At 52.7% G+C, this 18,411-nt stretch carries 12 protein-coding genes and 1 tRNA gene; 3 read left to right on the top strand and 10 right to left on the bottom strand.

Annotation, left to right across the window (positions count from 1 at the left end; genetic code table 11):
• Position 1: 1 nt before the first annotated feature.
• From HG66A1_RS12990 to HG66A1_RS12970, 5 genes are all read right to left on the bottom strand, one after another.
• Positions 2–4,345 (bottom strand): serine/threonine-protein kinase, encoded by a 4,344-nt coding sequence (locus tag HG66A1_RS12990; protein WP_145184344.1) that lies wholly within the window; start codon positions 4,343–4,345, stop codon positions 2–4.
• Positions 4,346–4,587: 242 nt separating this feature from the next.
• Positions 4,588–5,487 (bottom strand): WD40 repeat domain-containing protein, encoded by a 900-nt coding sequence (locus HG66A1_RS12985; protein WP_145184341.1) that lies wholly within the window; start codon positions 5,485–5,487, stop codon positions 4,588–4,590.
• Positions 5,484–7,076, bottom strand: coding sequence for a S41 family peptidase (locus tag HG66A1_RS12980; RefSeq protein WP_232106823.1), 1,593 nt, complete (start codon positions 7,074–7,076; stop codon positions 5,484–5,486). The genes HG66A1_RS12985 and HG66A1_RS12980 overlap by 4 nt, the downstream gene beginning before the upstream one ends.
• A gap of 515 nt (positions 7,077–7,591) precedes the next feature.
• Positions 7,592–8,824 (bottom strand): peptidase T, encoded by a 1,233-nt coding sequence (gene pepT, locus HG66A1_RS12975; protein ID WP_145184338.1) that lies wholly within the window; start codon positions 8,822–8,824, stop codon positions 7,592–7,594.
• Between the two features lie 146 nt (positions 8,825–8,970).
• The gene (locus HG66A1_RS12970; protein WP_145184335.1) at positions 8,971–10,128 is read right to left on the bottom strand and encodes a sialidase family protein; all 1,158 of its coding nucleotides are present in this window, start codon (positions 10,126–10,128) and stop codon (positions 8,971–8,973) included.
• A 281-nt stretch (positions 10,129–10,409) separates the two neighbouring features.
• Between HG66A1_RS12970 and HG66A1_RS12965 the strand changes: the two genes are divergently transcribed.
• Positions 10,410–10,483 (top strand) — tRNA-Met (locus HG66A1_RS12965).
• A 386-nt stretch (positions 10,484–10,869) separates the two neighbouring features.
• Here HG66A1_RS12965 and HG66A1_RS12960 read toward each other — a convergent pair.
• Both HG66A1_RS12960 and HG66A1_RS12955 read right to left on the bottom strand, forming a co-directional pair.
• Positions 10,870–14,178 carry a M56 family metallopeptidase gene (locus HG66A1_RS12960; RefSeq protein ID WP_145184332.1) on the bottom strand — a complete coding sequence of 1,103 codons (3,309 nt, stop codon included), beginning with the start codon at positions 14,176–14,178 and terminating at the stop codon, positions 10,870–10,872.
• Positions 14,178–14,603, bottom strand: coding sequence for a BlaI/MecI/CopY family transcriptional regulator (locus HG66A1_RS12955; RefSeq protein WP_145184329.1), 426 nt, complete (start codon positions 14,601–14,603; stop codon positions 14,178–14,180). The genes HG66A1_RS12960 and HG66A1_RS12955 overlap by 1 nt, the downstream gene beginning before the upstream one ends.
• Positions 14,604–15,166: 563 nt before the next feature.
• Here HG66A1_RS12955 and HG66A1_RS12950 point away from each other — a divergent pair.
• Positions 15,167–15,790 carry a WGR domain-containing protein gene (locus tag HG66A1_RS12950; RefSeq protein ID WP_197997128.1) on the top strand — a complete coding sequence of 208 codons (624 nt, stop codon included), beginning with the start codon at positions 15,167–15,169 and terminating at the stop codon, positions 15,788–15,790.
• A gap of 468 nt (positions 15,791–16,258) precedes the next feature.
• On the opposite strand, the gene HG66A1_RS12945 is transcribed toward HG66A1_RS12950, so the two are convergent.
• Positions 16,259–16,648 carry a phage holin family protein gene (locus HG66A1_RS12945; protein ID WP_145184323.1) on the bottom strand — a complete coding sequence of 130 codons (390 nt, stop codon included), beginning with the start codon at positions 16,646–16,648 and terminating at the stop codon, positions 16,259–16,261.
• Between the two features lie 252 nt (positions 16,649–16,900).
• Complete coding sequence (locus tag HG66A1_RS12940) at positions 16,901–17,500, bottom strand: NPCBM/NEW2 domain-containing protein (RefSeq protein WP_232106822.1); 600 nt, start codon at positions 17,498–17,500, stop codon at positions 16,901–16,903.
• Between the two features lie 23 nt (positions 17,501–17,523).
• On the opposite strand from HG66A1_RS12940, the gene HG66A1_RS31990 reads away from it, so the two are divergent.
• On the top strand, positions 17,524–17,769 hold the full coding sequence (locus HG66A1_RS31990) for a hypothetical protein (RefSeq protein WP_197997207.1): 246 nt from the start codon (positions 17,524–17,526) through the stop codon (positions 17,767–17,769).
• A 121-nt stretch (positions 17,770–17,890) separates the two neighbouring features.
• Here HG66A1_RS31990 and HG66A1_RS12935 read toward each other — a convergent pair whose 3' ends face one another.
• On the bottom strand, positions 17,891–18,349 hold the full coding sequence (locus HG66A1_RS12935) for a hypothetical protein (RefSeq protein ID WP_145184320.1): 459 nt from the start codon (positions 18,347–18,349) through the stop codon (positions 17,891–17,893).
• Between the last annotated feature and the right edge of the window lie 62 nt (positions 18,350–18,411).

Here is an 18,411-nt window from a genome sequence, read left to right as displayed (position 1 = left end):
CTTAGAACGAGCGTTTCTTGCGGGCCGCTTTCGCCCGGTCCTGCGGATTGCCTTCCAGCATCGCCTGCAGCGCAACGGGATCGGCCCCCAGCGGCTGTTTGAGGTCTGACCAGGTCGCCGCCTTACAGGCAGGCAGCAGCCGAAAGTGAACCGGCTGAATTTTCGTCAGGGGAGGCAGTTTCTGTTCCTGCAGCAGAACCCCGCCCGGCATCGTCAGTGCATGTTGATCCGCCTGATCACCGAACACCTGGGCGAGCGTCTGTTCAAAATCGCCGCCAGCCCCCGCAGACAGTGAGCCGGATTCCCCGAGTGCCTGCAACCGCTCTACCATATACCCATTAGTCGAACCCCACCACTGTACCTGCTTCTGCAGACTCTGGGGGAGCCGGAGCAGGGAAGCGGAACGGGAAGAGTCAGAGCGACCGCCTGACGCGGCAGGCACAGGTAGAAACAGACATTCTTCCGCCAGCACCCGGGCAGCGGTTCCTGTAGATTGAGAACCGTCGCTTTCCTTAAAAGCCAGTACGGAATCGCGAGGCGCCAGGGTACTTTGATTCAGAGAAACCCGAACCCGCGGACTCGACGACGGCTTCACCGCCAGCGCGAACAGATCATTCTGGCTCAATAACAGGCTTCCAGAGACTTCCAGGTCCAGCTGCGTCGCCTCTGAATTAACAACCGTTCCTGAAGTCGACAGATAGGTGCGACTCAACAGCACCTGGTTCGGTTGATTTCCCGTTCCCCCGCCAACCTGCACAACAGACTGAAACCGTTTGTCGTTGAGCAGCAGCGCATCCAGGGCAGAATCTTCAAGTGCCAGCTGGCTGTTCTGCAGCGAAACGAAATTCCGGGGGACCACACCTTTCCGGTCGGCCGAAATCCGAAATTTCCCACCGTGAATCGCCAGGGTGGAGTTCTTCAGAGAAATAAAAGAGTCCACTCCCGCACTACGGGAATCACGCGACCGCGTCTTCCCAGTGGAGGGCAGCAGCTTCAGTTCCACAATCAAAGGAGCCGCACCAGTAGGCGTATCGAAATTCAACTGCACCTGTTTGTTTTCCAGCTTGATGGGAGCCGTATAGCAGACGCCCTGTCCGGTCACATTCACCCGGGTGGGTCCTGAAACAGCAGTGCTGTTGAGAAAGTCGCTCAGATTTCCTTTCGACATGTCGAAAGAAACCGCCTTCGATTTCGCGAACTTGTCGGCGATCGCTTTTCCGATCTGAGGCTGGCTCACATAGGCCTGAATCCGTTCCTGCTCGCCGGCAGAAAGCGTCGCCAGACGGTTCGGATCGCAGCCAGGTACGATCCCGCCTGAAGAGACACGATAAACATTTTTGACTTTGGAAAAATTGAGCAGGCTGCTGTCAAAGGTCGGCTTCCGCAGTGCCGCGTACTTAGGTGGTAAATCGGTATCGAAGGACTCGACCGCCACCGGTTTTCCCCAGCTTTGCTGCCAGGTTCGATGGGCATCAATCTCAAATGTACTCTGCGGACTGCCCGGTTCGGTCGATCTCAGATACAACGGCCAGCCCCAGAACATGACGCTTTCCAGCTGCAGATCCAGGTCCTTGAAGCGACTCTTGCTCTGCTGGCGCAGTTTATCCTGCGGCCAGTCGACGAGCGTCAGCATCGCGGCCTGTTTTGCCTGCGGATCTCCCACGAGTACCGAATTGATCACGATCAGGTCGGTCTGTGTCTTCAGAGTCTCCTGGTTCTCGGCAGCAGGTGGGGCCTGTTTTGCCACCGGCCCGATCAGTTCAAAGATTGATTGATCAGAGACGAGCGTACTGGAAAACACACGCAGCGTGCGGGGGACCTTCCGCGCCTGCAGCACACTGCTGATGTTCAGATTCGGATTCAACGCCGCCAGCTCCAGGCAGGGAGCCTCGGTCACAGAAAAATAACAGTTGGAAACCATCACATCGGAGTAGGGCTGATCCACGCGCACCACTTCCAGCTTTCTGCCGGTAACGACACAATTCTCCAGCAGAATCCGCGACTCCCCCTCGGGCCGATCGGTCTCGGTGCGGGGAACTCCGGTAGAATTGATCAGACGAAACTCACGTGTCCCGGTTCCTGTCAGTGAAAAGGAACATTCCTGAACGGTCAGGTCGCTCTGGTTCAGAGCCAGCAGATTACAGTCGCCGTTGCCAGTCAGACGGCCCGCGTCACACAGGAAATGAATTCCCTGTAACCGCAGCAGCCCCCCGGAAAAACTCAGGTAATCAGAGATCGTCTGCGAATCAGAACCGCCCTCCGGAGTCAGGATCACGGTCGGCTGTTTCTCGCTGGAATCCGCAGCCATGATGATCAATTGCGAAATCCCCGCGAGTCGCTGAGGACTCATTGAGAATGGACCGGGACCGTACAGACGAATAACAGCCCCACGGTTGGCCACCTCCGCCAAAGCGTCATCCAAGCTGGAATAGATTCCCTGCGCCGAAGATCCATGGGCGACTTTGAGCAGGGTCAGCTGAGATTCCGGCTGGCTGGCATTTGCCCCCGTTAGTGCCGAAAAACCTTTCCCCCAAGAGGGTAGAAACTGTTTTTCCTGCCCCCGCACAGCCACCTCTTCCCACTGGGAACCAGCAGGCTTTTCCTCTGTTTTTGTGACTTCGGTACTGGTCTGTTCCGTTTCCTTTTCCGCTTCCGCATCAGCTTTTGGCTCATCCGCAGCGGCGACCGCAGTGTTTTCGGCCGGCGCGGGTGCCTCGGCATTCGGATCGAATGGATTACTGCCCGGTCCCTGTTGCGGTGCGGAACCAGACCCCATACTGCTCACAGCCCACCAGATCAATATGATGACCAGCAGTAACCCCCCCAGCACCAGACCAATCTGCCGGTAGTCGAAAGAAATCTCACTCTCGTTCGCATCGGCGTCGCCGTTCATGACAGGCGACGTTTCCCGGACCGATTTACGGGCCCCGCTGCTGCGTTTCGTCGGTTGGGGCCGTGACGGTTTTTTGCCCGCTGCAGCAGGTCGGCTCCGCTTACCCTGTGATGAGTCCGGCTCACTTTTGCGCGTACGGTTCGCCTTCCGCGTCTTCATCGCGGAATCGGAGATCACGGAGCCTTCTTCCGGTTCGTCAACCGGCTGCCGGGTACGTGAACGGTCGACTGTTTTTTGTGGTCCCGATTTCGAGCGGGATGCTTTCTTCTCGTTTTTCTTCTCAGGCGTCGACTTGGGGGAACGCTTCAGCCCGGGCACCGTGACTTCAGACTCCAGTTCCACTTCTCCCGCCAGTTGCTGCAGATCAAAGCTGGTACTCAGACGGTTCCCGCCATCTGCGTGATCGTCATCGTCCTCATCCGGCTGGCTGTTGTAATCGGGAATGAACTGATTGATCTGAAAGTCGCTGCTGTCAGCCGGGAGAATAATATCGACTTCACGCGTCGGCTGTTCCCCATCCGACTCATCTGAGGCTAGTGCTTCCAGCACATTATTGTCGACATTGGAACGCTTCAGATTTGGGTCCTTCAGATCTTCCAGCAGTTCTTCCGGCGTCTGGTAGCGGTCGTTCTTGGACTTGGCCATCATCCGGTGAATGATCGCCACGATCCCTTCGGGCACGCGTTCATTCAATTCCCGCGGGTCGGGCGGGGGAGTGGTAGCATGTGCGGCCAGTTTATTAGTCAGACTTCCCTCGGAGAAGGGGGCCCGTCCGGTCAGCATGTGATACCAGGTGCAGCCCAGCGAATAGATATCGCTGCGAATATCAGCCGCTTTACTGTCACGTGCCTGTTCGGGAGCCATATAGTCGACCGTTCCCACCGTCGTACCGGCCCTTGTAATGCTGGTTTCGGTGTTGTCATCAATTGAACGGGCCAGCCCCAGGTCGGTCAGCTTGACGACCCCATCCTGGCGAATCAGGATGTTGGCCGGCTTGATATCACGGTGGACGATTCCCTGCTGATAGGCATGCGCGAGGGCTTCCGTCACCTGCGTGATAATCTCCAGCGAACGCCGAACAGGTAGTCGCGTCCGCTTGCTGATCATGTTATGCAGGTCGGTCCCTTCGACATACTCGAGGGCAATGTAGAGATATCCGTCTTCTTCGCCAGCATCGTAGACGGAGACGATATTCTCATGCCGCAGGTGAGCAGCCGCCTGTCCCTCAGCCTTGAATCGTTTGACCAGAACCGGGTTTTCCGCCTTGTCGCGGGGCAGAATTTTAAGAGCCGCCAGTCGATTCAGCGTTGTGTCACGGGCGAGAAAGACAGCCCCCATGCCGCCGGCACCAATCTCTTTCTCGATCAGGTATTTCCCCAGCGAATCCAGCTTGGGCACGCGCGCGGACTGGCGTTTTTTCTTTTCAGGAGTATCTTTATTCCGCTTGGCCATCGCCTGCCCCAGAAATGATCTGATTCGCCGGTGTTAGTAACGCATGTCGCCAGTGTGAGAGAAAGTGTGAATCAACAGGAACTGAAAGTGAGACGCAATAAATGTGTTGCAGGAAGAGCTTATATAATAAGCATTTGCAAGGGGAGAGTCAAAATAGACCTTGGCCCTTTTCTACGATCCTGCCTAGAAATCGGGTTAGTGCACATCATCACATGTTTGCACCGCCCCCCACACAAACACATTTAAAGTGAGTCGCTCCAGTCCAGACACTGTACCAGCCCTGATTTAGCACCGCAGACGCACCACTGTCCGAACGGGTCGCAGGCGACCTCGATCGCTTCATCAGGAATAATCCCGCCCCACAGCAGTTTGCCCTCCTGGTTGAGCCAGTACAATTCCTGTTCAATGGTCGCGGTGACGATCCGGTTCCCCTGAAAATCACAGGCAAGAACCTTCGGCGTCCCCTCGAATACCAGCGTTCCCGCGGAATCGCCTTCATGATCGAAGATCAGAATACCGTAATTGAATCCCGCCAGGTAGATCCGCTGACCATCGCCCGACATCGCCAGCCCACCGCAGTTCGACCAGTGCTTCTCCGTCCAGAGACAGTTGCCTTCAAGATCGTAACAGCAGACCAGGCCGTTCTCGGCCGCCCCCATCAGCCGGGGTTCGGTCATCTGAAATTCGAGGTAACTCAGCGGCTTCATCGTCTCAAAGCTGGCCACCTTCTTTTTCTGGGAATCGATCAGAATCGTTTTCCCGCTGGCCAGACTGACGGCGACATAATCGCCGTAGGAATCCATGGCAATCGCCAGGCATTCCACGGAGAAGGAGATCGCCCAGGTCACGTTCAGATCGCGATCGAAACAGCAGATATTATTATCGGAGTAGATCGCGGCCCCCCGCTTGCCGTGATCGCTCCAGTGTACCAGCTGCACATCCCTGATCCCGCGGTTCAGATGCAGGAACTGACCCTGCCGATCCAATAAATAAAGGCCGCCGGAAATATCGGCGGCCAGTATTTCTCCTGTTTCACGTGCCAGGTCGAGCGCCAGGAGTGGCGCTTCGGTGGAAAATGACCAGCGGAGGCTGGGAGTAATTCCTTTTCCCTGGGTCAGCCAGGCGGCACGTTCATCCATCATGGTGTTACAGCATATTGCCTTTGCAGAATTTGTAAGCCACGTTTGATATCAGAATCTGCTGCCAGTTTCTGTTCCTGTGACGCCCCATACATGGCCGTCCGCAGTTCATCTTTCTCAACCGTGATTCCGGGTTTGATCCCGATCTTACCATATGTGTTTCCGTGAGGCGAATAGAATTTGGCAGTCGTCAGACGCAATCCCGTAGATCCGCGGATCGGAAAGATACTCTGGACCGACCACTTACCGTAAGTCTTGCGACCCACCACGGTCGCCCGACGATGATCGGTGAGTGCTCCCGCCACAATTTCACTGGCACTCGCACTGTTTTCATCCACCAGCAATACCAGCGGAATCTTCCAGGTACCAGGACGGTGAGCGGTGTAGCTCCAGTTCTGATCGGAGACGCGACCTTTGGTGGAAACCAGTTTGCCTTCATCGATGAATCGATCCAGCACTTCTACAGCCGCAGAGAGCAGACCACCCGGGTTACCACGCACGTCCCAGATCAGAGCCCGCATGCCTTCGCCGTGCAGTTTCTGCAGGGCAGCGTCGAGTTCTGCTGCTGAGGTTTTCTGGAAACCGGTCATTTTGATGTAGCCGATTCCATTTTCCTGATCGATTATCTTCACGATCGGAAAACTGCGAACCTGAACCGCCTTGCGAGTCACGCGGGCCGTTCGAACCTGTTCTGTTTTGGGACTTTCCAGTTCCAGAACGACCTGGCTGCCGGAGGTGCCACGCAGCAGATTGGCTGCCGCATCGGTCGTCATGTGACGACAGTCGGTGCCATCGATGCTCACAATATGATCGCCTGCCAGCACGCCTGCGTTTTCTGCAGGACTCTCGGGCAATACGTTGATCAACAGCATGCCTTCGCCAATCTCGGCTTTCATTTCGATACCGATACCGACGAATTCGCCTTCGATGTTGTCATACAGGTCGCCCAGACGTTCGGGAGTCAGGAAGCTACTGTAATCGTCCAGGGCATTGCAGCCGCCGAACGTGTATTCTGCAATCACGGCTGAGTCACGCAGACCCAGAGTCTGATACGACAGGTCACAGACCTCGTTGATCAGCTGATGGGCACCGTGAAAACCGTTGACGCCTTTGTTCCAGTAGTTCTCGCGAAGAATCCGACGCATTTTGCGAATCTTTTCTGGTGGCACGTTTTTCAAATGCACCTTCACAAATTCATCGTTGGCCAGAGCGAGGTAGAGGCTTTCTGTTCCATGGGCGACAAACGAGGTTGTGCTCAACGCGTCGACGAAGTGCGATTGAATCTTCGCTAAAATTTCGTCATACAGAATGAATGATTCGCGACGGGACTGGACCAGCAGAACTTTGTTGAAGCTGTCGTCGTGGTAACGTCGATCAATGCCGAAATGAATCTTGGCACGACGCAGCCCGTATTTGATGCTGTCATTGTCCGGCCATTCCTTGAGCGCTTCTTCATAGTGCTCAATAGCCTTAATCCACTGCCGCGTCCGTTCGAACTCTTCCCCTTTGGCAACCGCCTGGGTCTGAGTAACAGGAATCACGATGGGCAGAGGACCGGGATCCGCATAAGAGACAGTCGTAGTGACCGCCATTTGACATCCCAGTAACACGATACACAGCGAACTCGAGTAGACTCTCTTAAGAAGTCGCATCTTGGTAGTAGAAAACATTGTTCCCCCTCTATGTCGATGCACGTAATTCGTACTTGAAGGCCACCACAATCAGGGCTCATCACAAGTAAACGAAATGCGAAACACCAAACAGCGCTGCACACGTCAATGCACAGCGATTATTTAAACAGGTAGCTTGCCGATATGTTTAACATAAGCCACAAAAAAACGGTGGTCAAACAATCGTTTTCACGAAGATGTGGTACAATCACCACAATCGCTACAGCTTAAATAACAGACAGGAGAACAGCACGCCGTCGCCCGATTCCCTTCAGATGCGAATCGTCTTAACTCGTTGCCACATCAGGCGCAGCAGAATGCACAAGGTCTGGTTGAATTCACCAGTTTCCACAGGCGGAATAACCGGAAGCTGATCGGCGTGTTTCGAAAAAAATGCGGGGACGTTGCCAGAAATCCTCAACTGGACAAGAAAAACTTCAACGTTCCTGGCCCCAGAGAATCGCAAGTTGCACTAAAACATCAACGGCCTTCTCCATCTCTTCCACGGTCGTCCATTCCAGGGGGGAATGCGGATTGTGTTGACCGCTGGAAAGGTTCGGCGTCGGCAGCCCCTTTTCGGTCAGCAGGCTGCCATCGGTTCCACCGCGGATGATATTCAGGTTCGGCTCCAGCCCCGCAGCGCGCGTCGCTTCAATCGCTTTCTCCAGCGCCCGCGGTTCCTTACCCAGACCGTCCCGCATGTTGCGGTACTGCTTATGCACGTCGATCTTGATTTCCGCCCGCGGATATTTCTCGCGCAGCGGCTGCGCCAGTGAATCCAGCAGGCCGGCATACTCGGCCAGTTTCTCCGTTTCAAAATCACGCAGGATCAGCCGGGCCGACGCTTCCGCCACGCCCCCTTCAATATGATAGGGGTGAATAAACCCGTCGCGGCCGTCCGTCGTTTCCGGGCTCAGTGTTTCGGTCGGCAAGGATGAGATCAGATCACTCAGAATCCGAATCGCATTCACCATCACACCTTTACCGACCGAAGGATGCGTATTCACGCCCCGCACGGTAATCACCGCCTGATCAGCCGAGAAGGTCTCGGAATCGATGCGACCACTGCCGTCACTGTCCAATGTGTAAGCACAGCAGACGCCGAACACATCCAGGTCCAGTTTTTCAATCCCGCGGCCAATCTCTTCATCACAGGTAAAGCAGAGCCGAATCGGACCATGGGCAATCGAGCGATCGCTCATCAGGTGCGCTGCCGCCGACATCATCACGGCCACGCCCGATTTATCATCGGCTCCCAGTAGCGTAGTCCCGTCGGTGGTGATCACGGTTTTACCCACCATCTCTTTCAACCGGGGCTCCTCGCTGACCCGCAGCACACGCGATGTATCGCCGGGCAGCACCAGATCGCTCCCGTCATAGTTCTCATGCACAACCGGCTTCACATTCGTCCCGGAAAATTCAGGAGACGTATCCACGTGGGCCACCCAGCCGATGGCTGGCACATCCCCTTCGACCGTACCAGGAATCGTCGCCATCACGATGCCGTACTCACTGATCGTCACATCTTCCAGCCCCAGTTGCTTGCACTCTTCACACAGCATCCGGCTCAGATCCAGCTGCTTCTTCGTGCTCGGAAACGAGGGACTGGTTTCGTCCGACTGGGTATCCACTTTGACATAACGCAGAAAACGATCAAGTAATGTATCCATCGGCGGTCACTTTATCTTTCAGAAAATAGTAAGGCGCCCCAGCGAGGGGACACCTGCTAACTTATATAGCCATTAGCCGCAGGGCATTAGCCCCGGTGATTCGCTGTAGTCTGGACGCAGTCTCTAAACCAGATCCACACCACAACCTAACGTCCGGCAGTAAAATGTTTTAAATCAAACGCGACGAATTCGATTTTCTGATAACGGTCCCGCTCATACAACAGCCCCGCCTGACCATTTTTCAACAAAGCCAGAGAGGAATACGCGGCTGAACCCGGCGTTACCAGTCGCGACGCCACCCACGTCTGCCCATCGTCTTTGCTCAACCGAACCGTCATCTTCTCCCGTTTTTGACTGCCAGGGTTGCTGAACAGAATCTGCCCCGGCGTTCCATATTTGGGAAACGAGACGCGAATCAGGCTCGCCTGGCAGACCGGCTCAATCAGCGTCGGATCGAGCGTCACCTCAGACCAGGTCGTCCCGCCATCGTCGGAATATGCAATCGCCCGCCGGTTCTTGCCGTGATAGCTCCGCATATTCATCTGCAACCGACCGTCGCCCAGTTCCACGACCGCACATTCATTCGTCATCTCGCCGATCGGTTCACTCAACTGCCACGTCTGGCCATGATCGTCCGAGTAAATCGCATGCGACCGCCGCACCACCTTACCGTCCAGCGTCACATTATGATCACAGGGAATCACCAGCCGCCCTTTGTGCGGTCCCTGCGTCAGTTGAATCCCGTTGCCCGGCCCGGTTGCATACCAGGTCCACTCCGGCTTCTTGGTCGTCTCGGTCACTTCGTAAGGCGGCTTCCAGGTCTGACCGTCATCATCGGAATAACTCATATAGACCCGCCGCGTATCCAATCCGGCCTGCGCCTTGATCTGCTTCTCATGGTCCTTGCCATGATTCCAGGTCAGCGGCAGCCAGATCCGTCCGGTCGACTCATCCACCACCGGACAGGGATTCCCGCAGGTGTTCTCCCCGTCATTCCACAGCACTGCCAGGGGAGACCAGGTCTTCCCGTTGTCGCTGCTCCGCTTGAGCACCAGATCAATATCACCGCTGTCGCCCAGATTGTTCTTCCGCGCCTCAGCAAACGCCAGCAGCGTTCCCTTCGGTGTCACCAGCAGCGCCGGGATCCGAAACCCGTGATAGCCGGCTTCCCCTTTCTCAAACACGGTCGTCCGTGTGATCGTCTCAAGGGCAGGGGGTGTTTCCGCAGGTGCCGCTGCCGGGAGAGGGGCCGCCGAGAGGAACGGGAGCGAGAGAACCAGACCGAACGCGAGCGATTTCATCATGCGGGCACTCCAGAGCGAGATTCAGGGGTATCAAATGAGCAGATTCGAGTATAACGCCCCCGGAAAAGCCCCACAATCAACGAATTTCTGCGACATTTTCGAATGAAAACGGCGGTTGACTTGCGTACTAACAATAATTTGTTAATCTTGCGACTTCTCAACGGCTTTTTTGCCGATAACGTGAGATATCTAAGGAAGTTAGCACCGGAGAAACCTTTTCTCCCCACCGAACTTCCACTAGGATAGGAGTGTCTGTCTCAGCACAGACGCCCACACCATCCGGCGGTGTAGCTCAGTTGGTTAGAGCAGCGGAATCATAATCCGCGTGTCGGGGGTTCGAGTCCCTCCACCGCTACTTTAGTGTCAGTCATTGACACTTTGAGAAAATCAAAAACGCCTGAATCCCAACTTGGGGTTCAGGCGTTTTTTTGTTGGTGTTCGCTGATTGAAAGCATCATCATCCTGTCGCCACCTCAGCCAGGCAGGGGTGCAGGCTGACGCGACGGCGGGACGAAGGGGAACTCGCAGCGAAGATGGTACGAAAGTGCCGTATCATTAACCTCTGATTTCACGGCAATCCGGTACTTTGATTTCAGAGATGAGTTCATGGGAATCAGTCTGTGAATTTCAGTGTGGTAACCACTAATTCGCCAGTATTCCGCGAAAACGAACGTTAAACACACATGAAGAACTCATACTCTTTAGCGGATTCAGGCATAATTCAAAGTTCGCGCATTCAATCTATTTCTGATCGTTGTGATAGAGGACATTACTTCGAAGAATCGGCAGTAACTCGGCAGTGCTGATTTGCGTTGCAACGACTCTTCCGTCACGGCCAATCAGGATCTTCGTCGGATAGCTGTTCACATTATAATTCCCGCACGTTTCACCAGACAAAGTATCGAGTCCTATGGGAAAGGTCAGTCCCCGTTTTTTTACGAACTCTCTGACTTCGTCTGTTGGAACTGAATTATGGTGAAGGCCAATAATCACCAATCCTTTTTCCCCGTAAAGCTCATGCGCCAATTGAAGCCTGGGCAAATCTGCCATACAAGGTCCACACCATGTGGCCCAGAAGTCCAGTAAGACGACTTTGCCGCGGAGTGTATCCAGATTCAGTTCGTCCGAATTGATCCAGTCACGGCACACGATCTCCGCAGCCGAAGACGGGGGTTGACTAGGATCTTGATAGATCTGGGAATCAACTTTGATTGGTGCCAGGCGTTGTACTGGTTTTGTAAGTTGAGTCATATCAGATTTGACGCTGGCGAATCCAGGTAAATTGGTATTGCGCGTTACGCTGACCAATGCCTGATACTTTTGATGTCTGCTTAGTCCCCAACTGCGAAATTCACCTGAAGCATCAGTTTTATGGGTCGAGAGTCTTCTGGATTCACTTCTTTTTTTATCACCATAGACTGACCAAAGTGTAACATCTACATCTTCCAGCGGAGTTCCTGCTGCGTCGACGACTGAGCCGCTCAACATCGTTTCCGGCTCAAGTTGAATGCGTGCTTCAGTCCCCTCCTCTAAACTGGAAATCGAGAGACTCACTCCCGAGCTTAACTTTTCAGTCAAATGGCACGCCATGATATGTGCGACCCATGGCTTATGCTCCATTTGTAATTCGAACCGTCCATTCTCATCGGTTAAGACGGACTGAGTTTGCTGATCGCCCTGCATCACCAATGCATTGACGGCAGGTTGGCCATTCGGTAATAGCACGATCCCACGAATCAGCGGAAGCCGTTTGGCTTTTAGATCTCCCAGTTCCGTCGTTTCGCCAGGTTTAATGTGGACGTCTTTCCAATTCTTGTCTTCCCCATAGAAACCATTTCCTGAACCAACAACAATTCCAAACCTGCCGGATGGCGGGTTCATTTCGAAGCGTCCCTCACTGTCGGTGTAACTACTTAGAATAATTGCCCGCTTGCTGATGAGTTGCACCTGCACTCCGGAACACGGCATCTGGTTATCTGGGCTCAATACACGTCCGCGCACTGCTCCTCGACGGTATAGCTTGAATTCATACTTACTGTGAGCCGTTCCACTAAGTATTCGAGCTGATTCAGTTGTCGCCAGCGATGGATGTCGCACATTGATATATACGCGATGAGACATGATCGGGAATCGAGTGCGATACTTACCTTCCGAATCTACGGGAACGTTACTTACGTTAATACTTTTCGGATAACCTGTGATTCTGATGGTGGCTTCTGTCGCAGGTTCCCCCGTTTCTGCCTCGATTGCTTGAATTTCTACAGGCACTCCTTTATCCAGAGTGATTGTGTTCTCTTTAGATGTTCTGACATTTTCGATTAAACCGTTGACATAGTCCTTGTGTTTGACGAGCACATTACAATCGACATCTGCTGGAATTCCTTCGATCACAAGTCTGCCCTCCGCATCTGATGTGGGACAGGCAATTTTCATTCGGTCAAGCCACTCCCGCTGAAGCCACCATCGACTTCCGCCCTTCACATTCCAGTTGAGGTAGGAAAACTCGACTCCGGCAACAGGTTTTCCCTGCTTGTCCTGGATATTAAGAACCAGAGATTCGGGACGAGAAACAATGAGCTTCAGATTCCGTTGGTTCTGCCCTGCTTGAACAGTTACGTACGTGCCGGTGTAACTTTTCCCTGCGGCAACGACTGTTAATGCGCATCTATCTGCTGAAATATCATCAAAATGGAAACGGCCATCTGCATCTGTCGTCGTTGACTGGAAGTCAACAACTTTATTTATCACCTGACTGCAATAAACGATTGCCTCTACGGGATTACCTTTCTCATCGAGAATCAAACCACCAATTTCGGCGTGGTCAGGATTCGATTCTATCACTGCCTGGTCATTCTCTTGCTGCTCACTTTTGTTCGTTGCGAGAACATCGGCTACAGCGTCTCCAGACCGTAAAGCAAGACCTGGAAGTATGGCTGCACTCAAGAGTATCGCGATTCCCCAGGCGAGTTTTGATAACCTGGCCGATCGACGGACCCGTGGATTCAGGACGCGTGTGATGCGAGACTGAAGCGGTCGCATCTGCAAAGCAGATAATTGCAAAATCTGTGTTCGCACAGAGCACCACTCCAGTGCACGGACTAATGCTGCACAATATTCGTCTTTCGTAACCAGATTCTCAACCACAATAAGATCATCGCAACATTGTTCTCGGACGCGTTGCATGTTGCGATGCAACATCCATACCAATGGATGAAACCACCAGAGAGCGCGAATAAAACCCTGAATCCAAAGTGCAGCAGGATCAAAACGACGGTGATGCGCCAGTTCGTGTGCAAAAACAGCACGCTGCTCAGTCGCCGACAGTTGAGCCAGCATTGCTGCGGGAACAATGACTGTCGGTCGAATCAGGCCACATGCCATCGGAGTCACGGGGGCCGGACTTAAAAGCAAACGTATGCGGCGGCGCAATCCCATTGATCGAGTCAGTTCTCTGAATTCTTCCAGCATTAAACCATCTGCATCCTTACAACGGGCCATGATTCGCATCAGGTGAAAACTGCTTTTCGCCATCCACAGCAGAAACGCCAGGGTTACGATAAGGGAGCCGATCATTAACCAGGCAATGGGACTAATACTGACCGTCGGTTCCTGCTGGATTACTGATGATGAGGGTATTATCGAAACCGGGGATTCAGCTATTTCAGTAGTCGATCTCACTTCTTTCTTCGGGTTATTCTGGACAGGAACAGGCAGATCATTTCTGCCAGGTGTTACTGATTCAAAAGACGGCACTACCAGGTTCTCACGTTCTGGCGGGAGTACGGAAACCATACTCGAGGTCTTTTCCACCGAAGAACCGTTTGATATTTCCCACTGACTGAAAATCCCACCCGGCATCGCAAAAAACGGTGGCACAACAAACTTGATCAGAGCCAGCATCAGCAAAGCATACCGAATATTTGCTGAAATACGATCCTTCCAGCAAACAACTACCAGGACAAGCAATGCGACGACAGTTGACTGCCAAAACATGTGCATCACAATAAAGAGCCACGCCTCGGCCACGGAATTAATGGTATCAACGGACATTATTTGTCCTCCAATTTCTGATTCTGTTCAAGACGTTCGATGAGAGCCTTGAGTTCCTCAATTTCTTCCGGACTGGTGGGGTGACTTTCCAGCAGGGATGCCACAATGGCGACTGAGTTTCCGCCAAATATTCGTTGTCTGAGCTTCTGCAGAATTCGACGATGAGTGGATTCTGGACCTCGTGCCGCGCGGTAAGTAAATGATTTGCCTTGTCCTGACTTCTCTCGCTTCACGAGCTTCTTTTCAGACAATCGATTGAGCAGTGTAAGCACCGAACCATGAGCCATCGGTCGATATGACTCTAATTGATTTCGGATTTCGCCAGCCGTCAAAGCACCTGCATTCCAAAGGCAAGCCAGAACTTCAAGCTCTGCCTCAGGTAAATCCTGGGAATCGGAGTGACCACTCCTGGAATTCTTTGCCATTGAAAATCTCCTGAAGTAACTGGTGAATCAGACACCTCACCAATTTAGACATACGTCTATATTTGGTCAATACGCATTTAGACATATGTCTAATTAATTAAGATAATCTGATCGATTCGAATTCCTGTAGAATTGACCTGGGTCCATGAATCACGCTGGTCATATTCCTTAAGCTTGGTTATTACTCTTGCCCTCGTCCGATCTATTCAAGCGTTTTCGCAAATGCGTTTTTAAGCGACCATTAAACGGCATCGCGTCACTTCGGGCTGATCTGAAATCGGTCCATACCATTCAGACAGCTCATTTTTGTCTGCGAAACTCGTCAAATGCAGGACAGAAAACCAAAACGAACGTTTTCTGATTGTGTTACTCAATGAGTTTCATGTTTTTTTACACCTTGTTGTGTTTTCTTTTTTTCAATATCAGCAAGTAATTGCTGTAAACATAGATCAAGAATAGAGTAACGCCTTGAAAATCTAATTACGACCGGTATCATGTACAGCATACTGGCATCATATCAGAACAAGGCCGTGCAGGTTAATAACAAGTTATGCAGCAAAGCGATGGTCGCACGTAATTGGTACGAGTTCCACGACGGTTCGTCAGCTAAGTTCTGGTCTATCTCTATCGACGAGAGTTCTTACACCGTCCGTTACGGGAAAGTCGGCTCAAAGGGACAGACAAAAACCAAGTCGTTTAAGAGCCCCACCGAGGCATCGGCAGCAGCTGATAAGGTCACCGCCCAAAAACTGAAGAAGGGATACAAACCGTCGCTGGTGGTTGACATTCCAATTCTCGGTTGCGACATCCCCGTCGAGCTAACTGACGACAACGCCCCAATTGACTACTCACACCCGATGTTCAAGAAGATGCCCAAGTGGACACCGCCCCTGAAAGCAAAGATCGAGAAGGCGTGCTTTCGCCACTATCGCGACATGGTCGAGATGATTGGCGACGAGTCTCTCCCCAAAATTGCCAAGCCCGGCGAAATCTGGCCGCACATCAAGATCAACAGCATCCGACTGGATCCTGAGGTTCCCAATGTTGCCGTCGCATACGTGGTTCCGGCATGGGACTTGAGCGAGCACATGGAATGGGCAATCAAAGGAACTGCAACGCTCCAATACGCCGGTACGTTTCTGTGCTATCCTGTCGACAGCTATGCAGATCAAAAAGGGTTCGAGTAGCTGCATAACAACAGCGTGAACCGGAGTGGCGATTCACGCCGAATTTGAAATCAACGTCAGCCGTCGCCACCCGGTTACGCAAAACGTCATACAATAAACTCATTTGTTTCTTCAGACGTCCTGTAATTCGACCCATTTATGAAACTAGTTAACTCTTTAATTGACTGTGAACTATTTTCACAATACGTAAAATTGTTTGTTTAGCGTCATCTGGTAATTCACCCCATGAATCTAAAATGAACTACAAGTTAGAGTCTGTGGTGTAAATCGAGGTGTAAACGACTTTTTGCAGTTGTTGTTTCTCGTTACTCGTTGGGAGGTTATGATTTTGGGCAGCGGAATCATAATCCGCGTGTCGGGAGTCCGAGTCCTCCACCGTTACTTATGAAAGAAAGCCAGGAGCATTCTCTCAGTAATGCTTCTGGCTTTTTTAATGCGCTGAGTGAAAAGTGATCCCGCTGACGTCGCTCAGGACTCCTTCACCTTTTCCAGTGTCTTCTTGAAAAGGAACAACGGCAGCACCAGCCCTGCGATCAAAGCGACGACCCAGATGATCAACGGCGCGAGAATCCAGGTGGTGAGGCCGGAGATTTTCAGTCCATCGGAAAACATGCTGGTTCCGATCAGACCGACCAGGATTGCGACCAGGGCGACGCCGCCGCTCATCTGAGGTACGTTTTTGATCGAGATCTTAATCAGCAGGGGAGTGATCACAACTACGATCAGCGTGAAGATCGCCGCGACGATGACGATTGACCAGAAGTCGATGGAGAAGCCAGGCAACAACTGGGCAGCCACGACGATTCCAATAGCATTCCCGAGTACATACAAAACAGTGGAGGCGAGAAGACGAAGCATGGCATCTCCCTTTCACGGCGATAGCCGTCCTGGAACTGCTCTCCGTAGCGATTGATCAGAGATATTTGAACAGTGACTGGACCCCGATTATCGACTGCGCAATTTCAACTGTCAACTTTTTTCTGACAGGGGGAGGTCAATTGAAGGTTTTCAAGTGGCTGGAAACACTAGCTGGAAACACCTCCAACACCGGTTGAGTCGCGTCTGAAATGCTCACTATTTTTGGCATCTCTCATTTGTCCTCTACAGCACCTACTCAGTCTTCAACACCGGCTGTCCCCACACCGCCAGGTTATGGCTTGGCTCGGAACCTTCGTCGGCGATTGTCTTCAGCGACAGTTTCAAGACCTCTGCCGAGGGCAGGGGGACGTCCAGTTGGACGGGTTCATCCCCCACACGCAGCGGTCTGGTGCGAACCAGTTCCTTGCCGTTCGCCTCGACCGCGAACATAACTGCTCCCTTCTTACCCGCGGTGGGATGCAGTCCGACATCGCACGTAAACCGCTTGAAAACATTCCCCGGGGCCAGCACGAAGTCCAGTTCGAACGGCGTCCCCATGCCATAGCCGGTTTCGTATCTGGTCTCATTAATCTTGAGGGGATGCAGTTGCCGCCGGGCGTCCATTGCCTGGTTCACCAGGAACGGCTTCACGTAATACGGGTGGGGAATCATCCGCCCCCGAAAGTCAGGCAACCAGTCGGTCAATGATTGATCCGCGAACAGAAACTCCTGATCATCCACATGGTCCGTCGCCAGACAGATCGCGGTGAAAATCACATCCGCCGTATGCCGCCCGTTGGCCAGAGCCGCTGCCGCCCGATGTTCGTCCGCTTTGGTCCCGTCTCCCTGCATCGCGTCCTGTACGAGGAACCCTTGTGCGATTTGCGGAGGAACAACCGGAATTTCTTGCTGTCGTGGTCGAAGTCCAGAGCTGGCTGCGTTCCGTACTCTACGTTTACCGGCAGGACAAAACACTGGTTTACCAGGAGGTCCTCGACGATCAATGCGCATCCATCGCGACAATCGTCGCCGGGGAAGCGGAAGAAACACTCCCATTAGGCGGCACAGGTCGCATCTGGCAATACTCGTTAGCCAAACCGGGCGGGACCGAGCAGGAATAGTCCGGCTTGTAAATTACTGCCACTGGCTGCTGATCACTGACATTGAATGAGTAAGTAAATCAGACTTCGGAACCAGGTTCCTGATTAATAGATCAATTTCTGGATGCGGTTAAGGGCAAGGTCAGACACCAAAGAAACGATGCAGCATTCCAGACTGAGCTCCTCGCTCAAGTGCATAGGCGTCGTCATACACTCTGTCATACTCAGTGTCGGTTGCGTTGTATGCAGCTTTCTTTGCAATTGCATCTGCCGAGAATTCCAGTGCGTTAATTGCTGCGTCAAGTGAAGAATCGGTAAATGCGACTTCACCCGCCGAACTCAAAGCAAGAGTTTTGGGCGACGGATCACCATACCCAGGGTAAAGTGAATTATAGATTTTGCCAAAATGATTTCGCAAAGAGAGTAACGAGTCCTGATCAGTTTTCCCCGAACTTCGGTTCTGACCAAACAGAATTAGCTTTTCTAGGTCCAAGTCAGGAAAAACAGGAATGAGTCGGCTGCAGCAATCGCAGGCAAACAGGCGAATCCTACCTTCGGGTGTAGAGTCGGCGAGTTTGCTTAGAGATGTATTGATATCCATATACTTGCTCTCATCTTGGTGTTCTTTCGATCTACAGCCCTCTCTGTGGCTCCTTCACTATT

It is taken from the genome of Gimesia chilikensis, assembly GCF_007744075.1.
Classification (GTDB): Bacteria; Planctomycetota; Planctomycetia; order Planctomycetales; family Planctomycetaceae; genus Gimesia; species Gimesia chilikensis_A.
Note: the sequence above shows the minus strand (reverse complement) of the source record. Positions and strands in the feature narration are given on the sequence as shown.